The 16,971-nt window shown below is 43.1% G+C and carries 21 protein-coding genes, 1 other RNA gene and 1 other annotated feature; of the genes, 16 read left to right on the top strand and 6 right to left on the bottom strand.

Features of this window, described 5'->3' with window-relative positions; all coding sequences use genetic code 11:
* Positions 1 to 123 precede the first annotated feature (123 nt).
* Positions 124 to 489, bottom strand: a transfer-messenger RNA (tmRNA) gene (gene ssrA / locus ACJHV0_RS01870).
* Positions 490 to 678: 189 nt separating this feature from the next.
* On the opposite strand from ssrA, the gene rpoH reads away from it, so the two are divergent.
* Both rpoH and ACJHV0_RS01860 read left to right on the top strand, forming a co-directional pair.
* Positions 679 to 1,641, top strand: coding sequence for an RNA polymerase sigma factor RpoH (rpoH, locus tag ACJHV0_RS01865; RefSeq protein WP_025235284.1), 963 nt, complete (start codon positions 679 to 681; stop codon positions 1,639 to 1,641).
* 142 nt (positions 1,642 to 1,783) lie between these two features.
* Entirely contained in the window at positions 1,784 to 2,113 is a 330-nt protein-coding gene (locus ACJHV0_RS01860; RefSeq protein WP_283386411.1) for a DUF3144 domain-containing protein, read from the top strand.
* A gap of 2 nt (positions 2,114 to 2,115) precedes the next feature.
* Here ACJHV0_RS01860 and ACJHV0_RS01855 read toward each other — a convergent pair whose 3' ends face one another.
* The 3 genes from ACJHV0_RS01855 to ACJHV0_RS01845 all read right to left on the bottom strand — a co-directional run bounded on the left by ACJHV0_RS01855 (position 2,116) and on the right by ACJHV0_RS01845 (position 3,408).
* Entirely contained in the window at positions 2,116 to 2,424 is a 309-nt protein-coding gene (locus ACJHV0_RS01855) for a BrnA antitoxin family protein (protein WP_483133229.1), read from the bottom strand.
* Positions 2,393 to 2,686, bottom strand: coding sequence for a BrnT family toxin (locus ACJHV0_RS01850; RefSeq protein WP_483133228.1), 294 nt, complete (start codon positions 2,684 to 2,686; stop codon positions 2,393 to 2,395). Before ACJHV0_RS01850 ends, ACJHV0_RS01855 begins: the two co-directional genes overlap by 32 nt.
* 182 nt (positions 2,687 to 2,868) lie before the next feature.
* Positions 2,869 to 3,408: a KdsC family phosphatase gene (locus ACJHV0_RS01845; protein ID WP_483133227.1), complete on the bottom strand. Its 540-nt coding sequence runs from the start codon at positions 3,406 to 3,408 to the stop codon at positions 2,869 to 2,871.
* Positions 3,409 to 3,477: 69 nt separating this feature from the next.
* On the opposite strand from ACJHV0_RS01845, the gene ACJHV0_RS01840 reads away from it, so the two are divergent.
* Together ACJHV0_RS01840 and typA are read left to right on the top strand one after the other, a co-directional pair.
* A complete protein-coding gene (locus ACJHV0_RS01840) occupies positions 3,478 to 4,155 on the top strand; it encodes a YggS family pyridoxal phosphate-dependent enzyme (protein ID WP_483133226.1) in 678 nt (225 codons plus the stop codon).
* 163 nt (positions 4,156 to 4,318) lie between these two features.
* Entirely contained in the window at positions 4,319 to 6,166 is a 1,848-nt protein-coding gene (typA, locus tag ACJHV0_RS01835) for a translational GTPase TypA (protein ID WP_483133225.1), read from the top strand.
* 46 nt (positions 6,167 to 6,212) lie between these two features.
* Here the strand turns inward: typA and rimI are convergent, their stop codons facing one another.
* Complete coding sequence (rimI, locus tag ACJHV0_RS01830; protein ID WP_483133224.1) at positions 6,213 to 6,650, bottom strand: ribosomal protein S18-alanine N-acetyltransferase; 438 nt, start codon at positions 6,648 to 6,650, stop codon at positions 6,213 to 6,215.
* Positions 6,643 to 7,065 carry a DNA polymerase III subunit psi gene (locus ACJHV0_RS01825; RefSeq protein WP_483133223.1) on the bottom strand — a complete coding sequence of 141 codons (423 nt, stop codon included), beginning with the start codon at positions 7,063 to 7,065 and terminating at the stop codon, positions 6,643 to 6,645. The genes rimI and ACJHV0_RS01825 overlap by 8 nt, the downstream gene beginning before the upstream one ends.
* A 142-nt stretch (positions 7,066 to 7,207) precedes the next feature.
* On the opposite strand from ACJHV0_RS01825, the gene rsmC reads away from it, so the two are divergent.
* The 12 genes from rsmC (at position 7,208) to hisIE (ending at position 16,953) form a co-directional block, all read left to right on the top strand.
* Positions 7,208 to 8,194 (top strand): 16S rRNA (guanine(1207)-N(2))-methyltransferase RsmC, encoded by a 987-nt coding sequence (gene rsmC / locus ACJHV0_RS01820; RefSeq protein ID WP_483133222.1) that lies wholly within the window; start codon positions 7,208 to 7,210, stop codon positions 8,192 to 8,194.
* A gap of 123 nt (positions 8,195 to 8,317) precedes the next feature.
* Positions 8,318 to 8,440: a sequence feature (His leader region), on the top strand.
* A gap of 22 nt (positions 8,441 to 8,462) precedes the next feature.
* Positions 8,463 to 9,455, top strand: coding sequence for a virulence RhuM family protein/type II toxin-antitoxin system death-on-curing family toxin (locus ACJHV0_RS01815; protein ID WP_483133221.1), 993 nt, complete (start codon positions 8,463 to 8,465; stop codon positions 9,453 to 9,455).
* An 11-nt stretch (positions 9,456 to 9,466) separates the two neighbouring features.
* A complete protein-coding gene (locus ACJHV0_RS01810; RefSeq protein ID WP_483133220.1) occupies positions 9,467 to 9,907 on the top strand; it encodes a GNAT family N-acetyltransferase in 441 nt (146 codons plus the stop codon).
* A gap of 28 nt (positions 9,908 to 9,935) precedes the next feature.
* Positions 9,936 to 10,994, top strand: a complete 1,059-nt coding sequence (gene hisC / locus ACJHV0_RS01805) for a histidinol-phosphate transaminase (RefSeq protein ID WP_483133219.1) — start codon at positions 9,936 to 9,938, stop codon at positions 10,992 to 10,994.
* Between the two features lie 9 nt (positions 10,995 to 11,003).
* The gene (tnpA, locus tag ACJHV0_RS01800) at positions 11,004 to 11,459 is read left to right on the top strand and encodes an IS200/IS605 family transposase (protein WP_483133218.1); all 456 of its coding nucleotides are present in this window, start codon (positions 11,004 to 11,006) and stop codon (positions 11,457 to 11,459) included.
* 148 nt (positions 11,460 to 11,607) lie between these two features.
* On the top strand, positions 11,608 to 12,696 hold the full coding sequence (gene hisB / locus ACJHV0_RS01795) for a bifunctional histidinol-phosphatase/imidazoleglycerol-phosphate dehydratase HisB (RefSeq protein ID WP_483133217.1): 1,089 nt from the start codon (positions 11,608 to 11,610) through the stop codon (positions 12,694 to 12,696).
* 95 nt (positions 12,697 to 12,791) lie between these two features.
* Positions 12,792 to 13,649, top strand: coding sequence for a hypothetical protein (locus ACJHV0_RS01790; protein WP_483133216.1), 858 nt, complete (start codon positions 12,792 to 12,794; stop codon positions 13,647 to 13,649).
* Between the two features lie 2 nt (positions 13,650 to 13,651).
* Positions 13,652 to 14,245, top strand: coding sequence for an imidazole glycerol phosphate synthase subunit HisH (gene hisH / locus ACJHV0_RS01785; protein ID WP_483133215.1), 594 nt, complete (start codon positions 13,652 to 13,654; stop codon positions 14,243 to 14,245).
* Between the two features lie 79 nt (positions 14,246 to 14,324).
* Positions 14,325 to 14,735 (top strand): endonuclease domain-containing protein, encoded by a 411-nt coding sequence (locus ACJHV0_RS01780; RefSeq protein ID WP_483133214.1) that lies wholly within the window; start codon positions 14,325 to 14,327, stop codon positions 14,733 to 14,735.
* An 11-nt stretch (positions 14,736 to 14,746) separates the two neighbouring features.
* Positions 14,747 to 15,496, top strand: a complete 750-nt coding sequence (gene hisA, locus ACJHV0_RS01775; protein WP_483133213.1) for a 1-(5-phosphoribosyl)-5-[(5-phosphoribosylamino)methylideneamino]imidazole-4-carboxamide isomerase — start codon at positions 14,747 to 14,749, stop codon at positions 15,494 to 15,496.
* On the top strand, positions 15,478 to 16,251 hold the full coding sequence (gene hisF / locus ACJHV0_RS01770) for an imidazole glycerol phosphate synthase subunit HisF (RefSeq protein WP_483133212.1): 774 nt from the start codon (positions 15,478 to 15,480) through the stop codon (positions 16,249 to 16,251). Before hisA ends, hisF begins: the two co-directional genes overlap by 19 nt.
* 66 nt (positions 16,252 to 16,317) lie before the next feature.
* The gene (gene hisIE, locus ACJHV0_RS01765) at positions 16,318 to 16,953 is read left to right on the top strand and encodes a bifunctional phosphoribosyl-AMP cyclohydrolase/phosphoribosyl-ATP diphosphatase HisIE (RefSeq protein WP_483133211.1); all 636 of its coding nucleotides are present in this window, start codon (positions 16,318 to 16,320) and stop codon (positions 16,951 to 16,953) included.
* Positions 16,954 to 16,971 lie beyond the last annotated feature (18 nt).

Here is a 16,971-nt window from a genome sequence, read left to right as displayed (position 1 = left end):
TATACTCCTAAAATCTTCGGATTTGATTGTATCGTATAGGTACGCAACGGACAATAAAAAAGCCTTGAAGTATTGATTTTCAAGGCTTTTTAGGTCTCTATAGAACGCTATAGGTTTATAATTTGGTGGAGCTGGGGGGATTTGAACCCCCGTCCGAAATTTCTCTACCTTCAGTACTACACGTTTAGTCTAGTCTTTAATTTCGCTTATCCACAGCGGACAGACACGCAATGAATAAACTAGCTTTATTGAATTTAGTGTTTCGATCCTAAAGCGGCGGCGTCCACACGATCTCGTTTTGGATGACTTATCTGAACCCTCGTCTTACGAGCGGAAGCTGAGGAGATAAGGCTAAACGCAGGTTATTAAGCTGCTAAAGCGTATTGTTCGTCGTTTGCGACTATTTTTTTGCGGTTTGTTTACGAGGCCTACCGCACCTCGACGTGCACCTTGGGCTTCGCCAATCCCGTCGAATCCAAAATCAGCCCCAAAAGTTAGGTAATTCTAGCGGAAAGCGGTCAGATTTGCAAAAAGTTTTGCAGATACTTAGCCATTATAAAATTTAAAAAGAAAAAACTACTTTTACTTGGAACTCAACTTTTTTATTTACCTCTAATAAAAGATTTAGCATAACACTGCTATAATGTTGAAATTGGCATAGGGATTGAGACAGATAGAATGAAAAAATTTGATGAAAGTGAGATTGAAGAGGCAGAAATTATAGATGCTGAGCTGATTGATGCTGATGAAATAGAAGAAGATGAAATCTCAACAGTAGAAGCGATGCATCCTGCGTTGGTGTCTGCCTCTATGCCTGTGCCGCAAGGCAATTTGGATAGTTATATCCGAATGGCGAATCAATATCCGATTCTCACCGCCGAGCAAGAAAAAGAGCTTGCCGAGCGTTATTATTACGATGAAGACGTTGAGGCGGCAAAGCAACTGATTCTCTCGCATATGCGTTTTGTGATTCACATCGCGCGTGGCTATCTCGGCTATGGCTTGCCATTGGCGGATTTAATCCAAGAGGGCAATATCGGTTTGATGAAAGCGGTAAAACGTTTTGACCCGAATGTCGGCGTGCGTTTGGTGTCCTTTGCGGTGCATTGGGTAAAGGCGGAAATCCACGAATATGTACTGAAAAATTGGCGAATTGTGAAAGTCGCCACCACCAAAGCGCAACGTAAACTGTTCTTTAATCTACGAAAAAATAAAAATCGCTTAGCGTGGTTTAACGAAGAAGAGATCAAAAAAGTTGCCGATGATTTAGGCGTAACGGTGGAAGAAGTGCGAGAAATGGAATCTCGTATGACCGGGCAAGATCTCGGCTTTGATTTGCCTGCCGGCGAAGATGATGAAGATACTTACGCTCCGTCAATGTATATTGAGGATAGCAGCTCCAATTTTGCCGATGATTTGGAAGATGAGCAACACAGCGGACAAGCCACCGCACAGCTTGCTTATGCCTTAGCCACGCTGGACGAACGCAGCCAAGATATTATCAAAACCCGCTGGTTAGATGATAACAAAGCAACCTTACAAGATCTTGCCGACAAATACGCCATTTCGGCAGAACGTGTTCGCCAGTTGGAAAATGCAGCATTGAAAAAAATTAAAGATGCCATTTCATTAGACGATTAATTAAAGCCCTACAAGCGGTGATTTTTTTACTCGCTACGCTCGCACTTCGTGCCGTCGGCAGAGCCGACGTTCAAACGCAAGCGTTTGTGCAAAATTTTACGCAAATTTCACCGCTTGTATTTATTTACCCGAACCAAATTTTATGATGAAACACGAGGATATGATGATTAATATTACCGACAAACAAATCGACCCAACTTTTTACCAACGTGCGGACGGCTTTATCAATATCGCCAACGCCCATTTACAAAACATTGCCCCAACTCAAGTGAGCAATGCAATGCTGTTTGCCTGTGCTCGATTTAACGCCTATGTTGCCGCCAGCAAAGCAGAATATAAGCAACAACTTGCCGATTCCAGAGAAGAGGTGATTAATTATTTTGTTGAACAATACAAAGAAATGCTGACCGCCAATTTAGACGAATACATCCACCATTTCGAGCGTTATATTGAAGGGAAAAAGGCGGATTAATTTTAAGGTGAAGCCTGCTTAACAAAATCACTTAACACTTGATTAATGCGGCTTTGCCAGCCCTTTCCCGAGGCTCGAAAAGCCTCAAGCACGGTTTTATCGAGCCGTAATGACACCAATTCTTTTTGTGAGCCGACCGGTCTGCCTCGTTTTTTGATAGCGGTTTCAAATTCCGCTTGAGTCACCGGGCGATCATCTTCATCCACACCATCCCAAACAAAATCCTGATTTTTAGGAATAGACTCAATGGCGGAGAGTAATTGCTTTTTGGTTAATGGTTTATTCGTCAAAGTAGTTTTGTAGGTATTCATAATATGCTTCTCTTTCCGCTTTAGAGGCTTTGCGAAAGCTGATTAAGCGAATGTGATCTTCTCGTTCGGTATGGGCAAGGGATAACACCAGTAATCGACCAAATGAATACGCAAAAGATTGTATCCTAAGTTCATTATTACGAATGGTTTCAACATCAAGCCGGTAAGGTGAAGATAACACTTCATCGGCATCAGCAAAATCTAATCCGTGTTTTGCCAAATTGATTTGGCGTTTGGTTTCGTCCCAAGTGTAGATTTTCATTATTATTGTATATACATAAAATAAGTTCAACCAATATTTAATGCAATTTAGCAAGGTTGAATGAGAAAATCAGATGGAAAAGTGATATTTTCGATGTAGATCGAAAAATGAAATAGAGAGGATTGATTTTTTGATAAGAAGAGAATAGGGGAAAATTCCCCTATTATTATGGAAAGGTTTAATTACTGAGCCATTTTCTCCGCAATTTTTAAAAAACCATCAGAGGTTTTAAAAATCTCGCTAAAGCCTTGGGCTTCTAAAATTTTGTCCGACACTTCACGGAATGCCCCCTCGCCACCGGCTTTTTCTAACACCCAATCCGCTTGGGCTTTGATATAATCGTGGGCGTTGCGGGGGGCGATAGCTAATCCGCATACCTCAAAGGCGGGCAAATCTAAGGTATCATCCCCGATGTAGGCAGTTTGTTCCGGCGTAACGCCCGCTTTTTCCATCAGTTCAAAACAGGCGGAACGTTTTTCCATTTTGCCGAGTAGAGCTAAATCAATTTTCAACACCTCTAAGCGTTTGCGAAGTAGTTCGGTATCGCCTCCTGAAAGCACCGCCACTTTGATGCCACAGGTTTGGAGCATTTTCACCCCTAAGCCATCGTGAACGTGAAAGCGTTTCATTACCTCGCCTTGGTCGGTATAGTACATTCCGCCATCGGTTAATACGCCGTCCACATCGGTAATCACTAATTTAATCTTGGTTAGGTCTAACATTTTTCTGCCTCAAATATGGTATGATTTCGCCATTATAACGTTTTTACCTCTTTTACCAAAGGAACCGAAATGTCGATTTCAGCGAATTTATCGCACATTCACCAACAAATTCAGCAAATTTCTAAGCAATATCAACGAGATAACGTGCGATTGTTAGCCGTCTCCAAAACCAAACCGGTTGAGGCAATTCAAGCAGCGATTGAGGCAGGGCAGCGTGCCTTTGGCGAAAATTATGTGCAGGAAGCGGTCGAAAAAATCGAATTTTTTGCAAATCGCCCTGAATTGGAATGGCATTTTATCGGCCCGTTGCAATCGAATAAAACCAAATTGGTAGCAACGCATTTTGATTGGATTCAAACAGTGGATAGGCTCAAAATCGCCGAGCGGTTAAATGAGCAACGCCCAGTAGATAAAGCTCCGCTCAATGTGCTGATTCAAATTAACATCAGCGATGAAGAATCGAAATCGGGCATTGAACCAGACGAAATGCTGCCGCTCGCTCAAGCCATTTCGCAACTTCCAAACTTAAAATTGCGTGGCCTAATGGCAATTCCAAAGCCTGAAAGCGAACCGGAACAACAAAAAATCGCTCTTCGCAAAATGCAGCAACTTTTTAACCGCTTGCAGGCAGAATTTGACGGCATCGATACCCTTTCAATGGGAATGTCGGACGATATGGCGGCGGCGATTGAGTGTGGTTCGACAATGGTACGAATCGGTACGGCGATTTTTGGGGCGAGGGCATAGTTTGGTTCAAGCGGTGGAATTCGCAAAAAACTTTGCAAATTCCACCGCTTGTTTTGTAGCCAATGGCGGAAAAAATCTGTATAATCACGCCTCCTAATTTCTTGACTCTCGCCAGTTTTGATGGGCGAGAGTTTTTATTTTGACCTAACTTAAAGATATTACAATGCAAAATGTAGATATTTCAAAATTGCGTAACATCGCAATTATTGCTCACGTTGACCACGGTAAAACGACCTTGGTTGATAAACTTTTACAACAATCAGGCACTTTTGGTGATACTCGTGGTGACGTGGATGAGCGTGTAATGGACTCTAACGATCTTGAAAAAGAGCGTGGTATTACCATTCTTGCGAAAAACACGGCGATTAACTGGAACGGTTATCACATCAATATCGTAGATACCCCGGGGCACGCCGACTTCGGTGGCGAAGTAGAGCGTGTGCTTTCAATGGTGGATTCTGTGCTTTTAGTGGTGGATGCTTTTGATGGCCCGATGCCGCAAACCCGTTTCGTAACGCAAAAAGCGTTCGCTCACGGTTTAAAACCAATTGTGGTTATCAACAAAGTTGACCGCCCGGGTGCTCGCCCTGATTGGGTGGTGGATCAGGTGTTCGACTTATTCGTGAACTTAGGTGCTACCGATGAGCAGTTAGATTTCCCGATTATCTACGCATCAGCCTTAAACGGTGTTGCCGGCTTAGAACACGAAGAGTTGGCGGCAGATATGACCCCGCTTTACGAAGCGATTGTTAAACACGTTCAGCCGCCACAAGTGGAATTAGATGCACCGTTCCAAATGCAGATTTCACAATTAGACTACAACAACTATGTGGGCGTTATTGGTATCGGTCGTATCAAACGTGGTTCGGTAAAACCTAACCAAGCGGTCACGGTTGTGGATAGTGAAGGCAAAACTCGTCAAGGCCGTATCGGCCAAGTGTTAGGCCACTTAGGTTTACAACGTTTTGAAGCAGCAGAAGCTTTTGCAGGTGATATTATCGCTATCACAGGTTTAGGCGAATTAAATATTTCAGATACCATTTGTGATATTAATGCGGTGGAGGCTTTACCTGCATTATCTGTTGATGAGCCAACGGTAACAATGTTCTTCTGCGTAAACACCTCGCCATTCTGCGGTCAAGAAGGTAAATTTGTAACATCTCGCCAAATTCTTGAGCGTTTAACCAAAGAATTAGTCCACAACGTGGCATTACGTGTGGAAGAAACCCCGAACCCGGATGAATTCCGTGTGTCAGGTCGTGGTGAATTACATTTATCGGTATTAATCGAAAATATGCGTCGTGAAGGTTACGAATTAGCGGTATCTCGCCCGAAAGTAATCTACAAAGAAGAAAACGGTAAAAAACAAGAGCCGTTTGAGCAAGTAACCATCGACATCGAAGAACAACACCAAGGTTCTGTGATGGAAGCTCTTGGTATGCGTAAAGGCGAAGTGCGTGATATGATTCCGGACGGCAAAGGTCGTACCCGTTTAGAGTATGTGATCCCAAGCCGTGGTTTAATCGGTTTCCGTAACGAATTTATGACGATGACCTCAGGTACAGGTTTACTTTACTCAACATTCAGCCACTACGATGACGTGAAACCGGGCGAAATCGGTCAGAGTAAAAACGGTGTGTTAATTTCTAACGCAACCGGTAAAGCCCTTGCTTACGCATTATTCGGATTACAAGAGCGTGGTAAATTAATGATCGACCACGGTGTAGATGTATATGAAGGCCAAATTATCGGTATTCACAGCCGTTCAAACGACTTAACTGTAAACTGCTTACAAGGTAAAAAATTAACCAACGTTCGTGCATCAGGCAAAGACGATGCGATTGTTTTAACCACACCGGTACGTTTCACCTTAGAGCAAGCATTAGAGTTTATTGATGACGATGAATTAGTGGAAGTAACACCGCAATCCATCCGTATCCGTAAACGCTTATTAACGGAAAACGACCGTAAACGTGCAAGCCGTACAACAACGAGTACAAGCACACAATAATAATGAAAAAGAGCGACTTAGGTCGCTCTTTTGTTTTTGAATTTCATTATAAATATAACGCCATTATCACCGCATTTTCTTTCCCACCGTCAGGTGTCGGGTAGTAATTTCTCCGCACGGTAACTTCGTTGAAACCGAGTGAATCATAGAGTTTTTGTGCTGCTTGGTTGGATTCTCTCACTTCTAGCCAGAGGGTTGCGACACCCCGTTTTTGCAGTTGCAAAATTAATTCGGAAAGTAACCGCTTACCAAAGCCTTTTCCTTGAAAATTAGGAGCAACGGCGATATTAAACAGCGTTGCCTCATCTAACACCACTTGGCTGATGGCAAAAGCGACAATTTCTCCGTTTTCCACCAGCTTTAAATTCAGATATTTTTCGCCTTGATTATTCAGCAAAGTGCCTTTTGACCACGGTACTAAATGGGCTTTTTGCTCAATCTCAAATAATCGCTCAAAATCGGCTTGTTGAATTTCTTCAATCACGATCTTTCCTCAAATGATTAGAATAAGTTTCCATTTGCTGCCAAAGTTGGCGTTTGTGCTTAGAATTTGTGAGATCTTGCCACGAATGATTTTGCCAAGCGGTCGAATTTGCAAATTTTTTTGCCATTTTAACCGCTTGTTCTTCGGCTTGAATCAGCCAAATAATCGGTGAATGGGTAAATACCAACCGTTGCGATTGCTCGGCATTCAGCCATTGATAGTGGGATTTTTGTAGCCCTAACGCTAGCAGAATATCTGAAAACAGACGGCTAGTTTGGTAGTCTTCCTCACATACCACAATCAATTTCACATTATCATTTAAGCGAATTTGGGCATCGCCTTTCAGCACCTGCGGTTTGGTTAAAACCCATTGCGAAATACCCATTTCATTTAACAGCAAATCACGCCTATTCATCTTAAACCTCATAAAATTTACGGCATAGTACCAAAACTCAGCCAAATCAGGAAATTTTTTGCAAAAATCAGCAGGTTTTGCAAGATTTATCCGCCTAAATTCGGTATATTCAACGCAAATTTTTTAGAAAAGGCGAGAAAAAATGCTCTCATTAGAAAGCGAAGTGCTTGAACGCCATTTGGCGTTATTTGAACATAAATCGGTATTATTATTTGGCGATGTGCGAGATGATTTCGCCCAACAGCTAAAAACGGCGAAAAATGTAGCGGTATTCAGTAGCTATTTTGATTACGCCCGCCACAGCTCCAATGTGCAATTTGGCTTGGAGTGTGATCTTAAAGCAGACTTAGCGGTATTTTACTGGACGAAGAACAAACAAGAGTGCCAATTCCAATTAATTCAATGGCTCTCGCAATGTCAAGTCGGGCAAGAAATGTTGATTATCGGCGAAAATCGAGCTGGTGTGCGTTCGGTGGAAAAATTGCTCGAACCCTTTGGCAATATCGCCAAAATTGATTCTGCCCGCCGTTGTGGTTTGTATCATTTTGAGCTACAAACCGTGCCGAATTTTGATTGCAAAAAATTCTGGAAATCTTACCGCTTGCAAGCATTAGATATTTTCACATTGCCAGCTGTGTTTAGCTCGGCAGAGTTGGACAACGGCACAAAATTATTGCTTTCCACCTTCAGCAAAGAAGACCGTTTAAAAGGCAAACTGCTCGATTTAGGCTGTGGAGCAGGGGTAATTGGGGCAACGCTGAAACAGCAATTCCCAAAAATCAAACTCACAATGAGCGATATTCACGCAATGGCGATTGAATCTAGCCGCCGCACTTTGTCGGAAAATCAGTTAGAGGGGGAAGTGTTGGCAAGCGACGTGTTCTCGCATATTTCAGACCGCTTTGATTTTATTGTGTCGAACCCCCCGTTCCACGATGGGGTGGATACCGCTTACCGTGCGGTGGAAGAGCTGATTTTCCAAGCGAAGAACCACCTGACCAAAGGGGGAGAATTGCGTATTGTCGCCAATGCCTTTTTACCTTATCCGGATTTGCTCGATAAAGCCTTCGGCAAACACGAGGTGTTAGCTAAATCCACCAAATTTAAGGTGTATTCGGCAAGAGCCTAAGAAATCAGATGAGCGGAAAAAATGCAAAATCCGTATAAAAAACACTTGCTATTTAGCATGTCTTAGCGTAAATTCATTTCAACTGTTTTGGAGAAACACAATGAATTTTAACTGCACTTCACATCACCACCACCATTTAACCTGATATCTTTCGGGCATTTGGTGTGTGCGGAAGATAAATCTTCCGAGCAAGTGTAGCAGTCAATAAATAATCTCTCGGAAGACCACTTTCGAGAGATTTTTTTATAGCTAGAATTTAGGGGTAACCATGAAAAACCCGATTGAAATTTACCAAAGCCAAGATGGTACAACGAACATTGAAGTTCAATTTAATCAAGATACGGTTTGGCTTAATTTGCAACAAATGGCTGATATTTTCGGGCGAGATAAATCTGTGATTTCCCGACATTTACGTAATATCTATCAAGAAGGGGAACTTAACCGTGAGGCAACTGTTGCAAAAAATGCAACAGTTCAAATTGAAGGTGGTAGAGAGGTACTTCGTCAGGTGGAATTTTACAACCTTGATGCCATTATTTCTGTTGGTTATCGAGTTAATTCCAAAGAAGGAACTCAATTCCGTATTTGGGCAACCGCTCGTTTAAAGGATTATCTTGTGAAAGGTTATGCCTTGAATGAACGTCGTTTGCAGGAAAAAGGGATTGAATTTGAGCAGGTTATCGGCTTGTTGAGCCAAACGTTAGCCAATCAGGCATTGGTGACGGCAGACGGGCAAGCGGTGCTGAACGTAGTGCAGGATTACGCACGCAGTTGGAGTTTGCTCCAAGCTTATGATGAGCAAAGTTTGCAAGCCAATCCGCATAAACAATTAGAGATGATTTCTCTTGAAATGGAACAAGTATGGTCGGCGATTTCACAACTAAAGCAAACCTTGATTGACAAAGGCGAAGCGACAGAATTATTCGGCAACCCACGTAATGACGGATTAGCTTCGGCGGTAGCAACGATTGAACAAGGATTCGGCGATGAACTGTTTTACCCGAATGTTGCCAGCCGTGCGGCGAATTTGCTCTATTTTGTGATTAAAAACCACCCACTCACGGATGGCAATAAACGCACAGGCGCGTTCTTGTTTTTATGGTATTTACGCCTGAATCAGCATTTGCTCGCCAAGCCTGTAGAGCAACTGATTAATGACAATACTTTAGTTGCTTTGGCGTTGCTAGTGGCGGAAAGTCTGCCCGAACAAAAAGAGTTGATGATTAAATTAATTGAGCATTTTATTTTATTAAAAGAATAACAGGAAAATATATGAGCATTAATATTTTGCCGTTAGCATTCCAAAATCTCACAGAGTGGAGATTATTATGGCAAGGCTATTTAGATTTTTATCAAGTGAATTTATCGGATGATATTATTCAATCAACTTGGCAGAAGGTTTCAAATAGTGATAATGTTAAAGGATTTGGGGCATTTATTGACAATAAAATGATCGGTTTTGTACATGTTGTTATTCATCCAAATACTTGGAATTTAACAGAGTGTTGTTATTTAGAGGATTTATTTGTTTTACCTGAATATCGAAATCAAGGAATAGGCAAAAAATTGATTGAATATATTTACCAATATGCAAAAGAACATAAATATAATCGTGTTTATTGGGTTACAGATAAAAATAATCACCAAGCACAACAACTTTATAATAAATTGGCTAATGATAGCGGTGTTATTCAATATCGTAAAAATTTCTAAATCAATTATAAATTAACAGGAACACAATATGACAATCTCACAACTTTCCCGAAAAAATATTCAAGCCCTCACGCCCTACCAATCCGCTCGCCGATTGGGTGGCAATGGCGATGTGTGGCTGAACGCCAATGAATATGCGGTGTCGCCGAACTTTGATTTAACCGACCGCACCTTTAACCGCTATCCTGAGCCACAGCCACAAGCTGTGATTGAAGGCTACGCCCGTTACGCAGGCGTCTCGCACGAAAACGTGCTGGTTTCCCGTGGTGGCGATGAGAGCATTGAGCTGATTATTCGTGCCTTTTGCGAGCCTAGCGATAGCATTCTTTACTGCCCGCCGACCTACGGAATGTACGCCGTGAGTGCCGACACTTGCGGTATTGCCGCCAAAACCGTGCCACTGGCCGCCGATTTTCAGCTTGATTTACCACAAATCCAAGCCCATTTGGACGGTGTGAAAGTGGTATTTGTATGCAGTCCAAATAACCCGACAGGCAATCTGATCAAGCGGTCGGATTTGCTCGAACTTTTACAAATCACAGCAGGCAAAGCGATTGTGGTGGTAGATGAGGCTTATATTGAGTTCTGCCCTGAGGCGAGCCTTGTTAATGAGCTTAAAAACTTCCCACATCTGGCGATTATCCGCACCCTTTCCAAAGCCTTTGCCTTAGCAGGCTTACGTTGTGGCTTTACCTTGGCGAATGCTGAGTTGATTGGCGTGTTGCAAAAAGTCATCGCCCCGTATCCGCTGCCTGTGCCGGTTTCCGATATCGCCGTCCAAGCCCTTTCCCCACAAGGCATTGAGCAAATGCGTGAGCGAGTGGCGGAAGTGATTGCCCTGCGTGCCGAATTGCAAAAAAATCTCGAAAACTTACCGCTTGTCGAAAAAGTTTTTGAGAGCGAGGCAAACTATCTGCTATTCAAATGCCAAGACGGGCAGAAAGTGTTTAAAGCACTTTGGGAGCAGGGGATTATTCTTCGTGACCAGCACAAAGCGTTAGGGCTGGCGGATTGTATTCGGATAACCGTTGGCGCCAAGGAGGAGAATTTGAGAGTAGTTGAGGCGATTAAAGCACTGAGTCAATAAGGGGTGAAAGTGAGCTACACCAGAAATCTCTACCATATTATTTTTCGAACTAAACAAGGCATACCTGCGATTACGGTTGAACACGAAGAAATTCTTTATCGTTACATTTGGGGCTTTGTGAAACAGCGGAATTCAGTGCTGTATCGAGTAAATGGAATGCCAGATCATATTCATTTGTTTGTAGATTTGCATCCAACCGTTGCAGTTGCTGAATTTGTTCAGCAGCTAAAAAATGGCTCACACTTATTATTGGAAAAACATAAAGCAGAATTTCCACTTTTTGTCGCGTGGTCAAAAGGCTATTGTGCTTTGACTTATAGCGAAAGGGAAAAAGCCAAAATTATTAACTACATTAAAAATCAAAAAATACACCATCAATCTCACTGTTTTGTCGATGAAATGAAGTTTTTATTGCAAGATTCAGGGATAGAGGTTGATGAGCAATATTTTGAGCGACATTTATAGCCTAGCACGGCATAGCCGTACTAGGTTCGGCATAAGTCAGTCCCTTTGGGACTGAATACAGAGAGGCAAAGCCTCTCACTGATGATTAACCCCATACGCTTTGGCGTATGGGGGAGTAATGGATAAGATAAATACACAGGAGAACCCAATGCAACCAACCCTTTTCATCGACCGTGACGGCACGTTAATTGACGAACCAAAAACCGATTTCCAAATCGACAGCTTAGAAAAACTCAAATTTGAGCCGAACGTGATTCCTGCCTTACTCAAACTCAAAAGCAAATACCGCTTTGTGATGGTGTCGAACCAAGACGGCTTAGGTACGAGTTCGTTCCCGCAGGCAGATTTTGATAAGCCGCACAATGCGATGATGGCATTGTTCAACTCGCAAGGCATTGAATTTGATGATGTGTTGATTTGTCCGCACAAGCCGGAAGACGGCTGCGACTGCCGCAAACCGCATACCAAATTACTGCAAAAATACATTGACCGCCAACTGTTCGAACCTGCCAACAGCTTTGTGATTGGCGATCGTGCCACCGATGTACAACTGGCGGAAAACTTGGGTATTCGTGCCTTGCAATATCACCCTGAAAAGCTGAATTGGGATTTAATCACTGAAAAATTGCTCGGAGAAGCCGTGACCAATATCGGCGAGCGTACGCCACGTTATGCTGAAGTCGTGCGTAAAACAAAAGAAACCGACATCAAAGTGCAAGTGTGGCTGGACGAAACCGGCACAAATGAAATCAGCACGGGCGTGGGCTTTTTCGACCATATGCTCGACCAAATCGCCACCCATGGCGGTTTTAGAATGAACATCACCACCAAAGGCGACCTTTGGATTGACGAACATCACACGGTCGAAGACACCGCCCTCGCCCTCGGCACAGCGTTAAAACAAGCCATCGGCGATAAGCGTGGCATCGCCCGTTTCGGCTTTGTACTGCCGATGGACGAATGTAAAGCGGAATGTACGATGGATTTATCGGGCAGACCGTTTATCAAATTTAAAGCCGATTTCAAACGTGACAAAGTAGGCGATTTCAGCACCGAATTGACCGAACACTTCTTCCAATCTATCGCTTTCACGCTACTCGCCACGCTCCACATCAAAGCAAAAGGCGACAACGACCACCACAAAATCGAAAGCTTGTTCAAAGTCTTCGGCAGAACGCTCAGACAGTGCATCCGCATTGAAGGGAATGAGTTGCCGAGTAGTAAGGGGGTTTTATAATCAGCGTAGGGGCGGGTTTTAACCCGCCCGAAAGTGCGGTCAATTTTTGCAAAGTTTTTAAGGATTTTGACCGCTTGTGAGTGAAAGGAGTTTTAATGTCAGATATTCATATGCTAGATAGGGCAATTAGAGAGCCAAAGAGAGATAGGTCATTAGTAAGTTTTAATATTGAAAAGAATGGGAAGAGATATCATATTGGTACAGGTTTTTTATATACATTAGATAATTATAATTTTTTAGTTACAGCAAACCATGTAATTCAAGAGTCATTAAATACAAATGATAAGGTTTATGTGGTATTTCAAATAAATAAATCAGGAGGGTATTTAAAGTGTCCTATAACTAATTTGAAATTTTTTCAATTTGAAAGTTATGATCTTGCATTCTGTTTGTTGCTTCCTGAATTACTATTCTCGTATATTCCCACTGGGATGTCTTGCTCTATAGTTCCATTTACATATAGAGATAATGTGGATAAGCTAGAAGATGCAGTTATTGAAAATAATATGCTTTTATTTGGTTACACTGCTACAGAAAATACAGTTAGTCTAAAACGTCAAGAATACTCTTTTTCTTGGAGAACATTGCTTACTAAGAAAAAAGAAATAAAAAGTGCCAAGGTAAATATTGTTGATCCTATTTTTGTGGAGTTTGCAAAAAATGAAACGATAGATCTTGATGAAAGTCTTTCAATTGAAGAGATGAAAGTTTCTGGTAATTTTCCTGAATTAAAAGGAATGAGTGGTGGACCATGTTTGCAACCTAAAATTAAGAATGAAATGCTTATCATAGACAATGTGTGTGGAGTAATAGTAGAGAAGCTAAAAAAAGCCCCATTTAATGAAAAAGTTATAGTTATAGCACCAATTTACCCGGTAATAGACAAAATAAAAGAAGTGGTGAAAGATTTAAAATCGTTTCCTAAAAATATCCACAATTATGTAAGTAGTTAAAAATGACCAACCTAACCATCATCGACACAGGCTGTGCCAACCTGTCTTCGGTCAAATTTGCTTTTGACCGTCTTGGCATTCAGGCTGAGATCTCCCGTGATCTCAACAAAATCCAATCCGCCGATAAACTGCTGCTTCCCGGAGTGGGAACAGCAATTGCAGCGATGAAAAACCTGCACGATCGCAACCTGATTGAAACGATCCAAAACGCTACCCAGCCAATGCTCGGCATCTGCTTGGGTATGCAGCTGATGACCGAATTTTCTAGTGAAGGCGAGGTGGCAACGCTTGGCTTAATGAGCGGTAAAACCGAGCTGTTGCCAAATACAGGCTTACCGTTGCCGCATATGGGCTGGAATAGAGTGCAGTACCAAGCCGACCACCCGTTATTCCACGGTATTGAGCAAGGCAGCCATTTCTATTTTGTGCATAGCTATGCTGTTCGCCCAAACGCTCACACCATCGCCACTTGCGATTACGGTGTGCCGTTTTCAGCAGCGATTGCCAATCAAAACTTCTACGGCGTACAGTTCCACCCTGAACGTTCAGGAGCGGCAGGGGCGAAGTTGCTATGGAATTTTGTGGAGAATGTCTAACTTCCCCTCGCCCGCTTGCGGGAGAGGGAGGAGCAAATCAAAGATTTGCGGAGGGAGAGGGGAAACTCTAAGGGTAAATATGCGAAAAACAGAAACCCCAAATTTGCGACAAAATGCTAAAACTTTACGTTCTAATATGACTGATGCGGAACGAGTTTTATGGTATCACTTACGAGCAAAACGTTTTTGTGGCGTAAAATTTTATCGACAAAAGATTATAGGAAACTATATTGCTGATTTTCTCTCTTTCAATCCTAAATTAATTATTGAATTAGACGGTTCGCAACATGCTGAACAAATGGAATATGATCGTATTCGTACGGAATATTTAGAAAAACAAGAATTTACCGTTGTCCGTTTTTGGAATGATGAGGTATTGCGGAATATCAATATGGTTTTAGAGGTTATTTATCGCCATATCCCCTCTCCCTCCGAAAATCCTACGGATTTTCTCCACCCTCTCCCGCAAGCGGGCGAGGGGAATATATAACAGGAAACATAATGAAACACTCTCAAATTATCCCCGCCCTAGATCTCATCAACGGGCAAGTGGTGCGATTGCACCAAGGCGATTATGCCAAACAGACCACCTATACGGACGACCCCGTCGCCCAGTTTGCTGACTATGTGGCACAGGGGGCAAAACAGCTACATTTGGTGGATTTGACAGGTGCAAAAAATCCTGCCGAACGCCAAACCGCCCTAATCGGCAAAATCATCTCGGCAATCGACTGCCCAATCCAAGTGGGTGGCGGTATTCGCACCGAGCAAGATGTGGCGGATTTATTGGCTGTTGGAGCAAGCCGTGTGGTAATCGGCTCGACAGCCGTCAAAGAACGAGCAACGGTCAAAGGTTGGTTTGATAAATACGGTGCGGATAAATTTGTATTGGCATTAGATGTCAATATCGATGACAACGGCAATAAAATCATCGCGATTAGCGGTTGGCAAGAGGCGAGTGGCGTGTCGCTTGAAGAGCTAATTGAGGATTATCAAACTGTCGGTTTGCAACACGTTTTATGCACCGATATTTCAAAAGATGGTACGCTATCAGGCTCAAATGTCGAGCTGTACCGTGAAATCTGTGCTAAATATCCAGAAATCGACTTTCAATCCTCAGGCGGTATCGGCTCGCTTGACGATATTGCCGCCCTAAAAGGCACAGGCGTGGCGGGCGTGATTGTGGGGCGTGCGTTGTTAGAAGGAAAATTTAATGTAGCGGAGGCGATCGAATGTTGGCAAAACGGATAATTCCTTGTTTAGATGTGCGTGACGGACAAGTCGTCAAAGGCGTGCAATTTCGCAATCACGAAATCATCGGCGACATCGTACCGCTTGCTCAGCGTTATGCTCAAGAAGGGGCAGATGAATTGGTGTTTTATGACATCACCGCATCATCAGACGGTCGCACAGTGGATAAAAGCTGGGTGGAGCGAGTGGCTCAGGTGATTGATATTCCGTTTTGCGTGGCGGGTGGGATTAAGACGATTGCCGATGCCGAAGCGATTTTTGCTTTTGGGGCGGACAAAATCTCCATTAACTCGCCTGCCCTTGCCGATCCTGATTTGATCAGCCGACTTGCCGACCGTTTTGGCGTGCAGGCGATTGTCGTTGGCATTGACAGTTGGTTTGAGGCAGAAACCGGCAAATACTGGGTCAATCAATACACAGGCGATGAAAAACGCACTCGCCAAACCAACTGGCAACTCATTGACTGGGTGCAAGAAGTCCAAAAACGAGGCGCAGGCGAAATCGTGCTCAATATGATGAACCAAGACGGCGTACGAAACGGCTACGACTTAGTACAGCTCAAAAAAGTGCGTGAAGTTTGCCAAGCGCCACTCATCGCCTCAGGCGGAGCAGGCGAAATGGTGCATTTCCGTGATGCCTTTATTGACGCACAAGTCGATGGGGCATTGGCGGCGAGTGTGTTTCATAAGCAAATTATCAATATTGGTGAGTTAAAGGCATATTTGGCGGCTGAAGGGATAGAAATCCGTAAATAATCGTAGGGGAGGGTTAAAACCCGCCCCTACGCAAATTCTACAAGCGGTCAAAAAAAGGAATAAAAAATGCAAAACATTGATTGGCAAAAAGTCGATAACCTTCTCCCCGTTATCGTCCAAAACGCCCAAACCTGCGAAGTGTTAATGCTTGGCTATATGAACCAAGAGGCATTAGAAAAAACACTCAACGAAAAACGAGTGACTTTCTACTCTCGCACTAAGCAGCGTTTATGGACAAAGGGCGAAACGTCGGGGCATTTTTTAAATGTGGTGGATATGAGCTTGGATTGCGATAATGATACCTTGCTCATTCTTGCTAACCCCATCGGTGAAACCTGCCACACGGGAGCAGAGAGTTGTTTTCATCAATTTGAACAACAGCAGCCGGATTGGATCTTTTTCTCTAAATTAGAACGAATGATCGCCGAGCGTAAAAATGCCGATCCGGAAAGTTCTTACACGGCAAAACTCTACGCCAAAGGCACGCCAAAAATCGCCCAAAAAGTCGGTGAAGAAGCGGTGGAAAGCGTGATCGCAGCAATGAAAAATGATCGGGAAGAGTTGGTGTCGGAAGTGGCGGATTTGGCGTATCACTTAACCGTGTTGCTGCACAATGCCGATTTGTCTTGGGCGGACGTGAATGCTAAATTAAAGGAACGGCATAAAGGGATTGGTTTGCACCCTGAAGGTTCGAATAAATAAAATACAAGCGGTCAAATT

Source organism: Mannheimia sp. (assembly GCF_056854775.1).
This window is presented reverse-complemented; position numbering and strand designations above follow the sequence as displayed.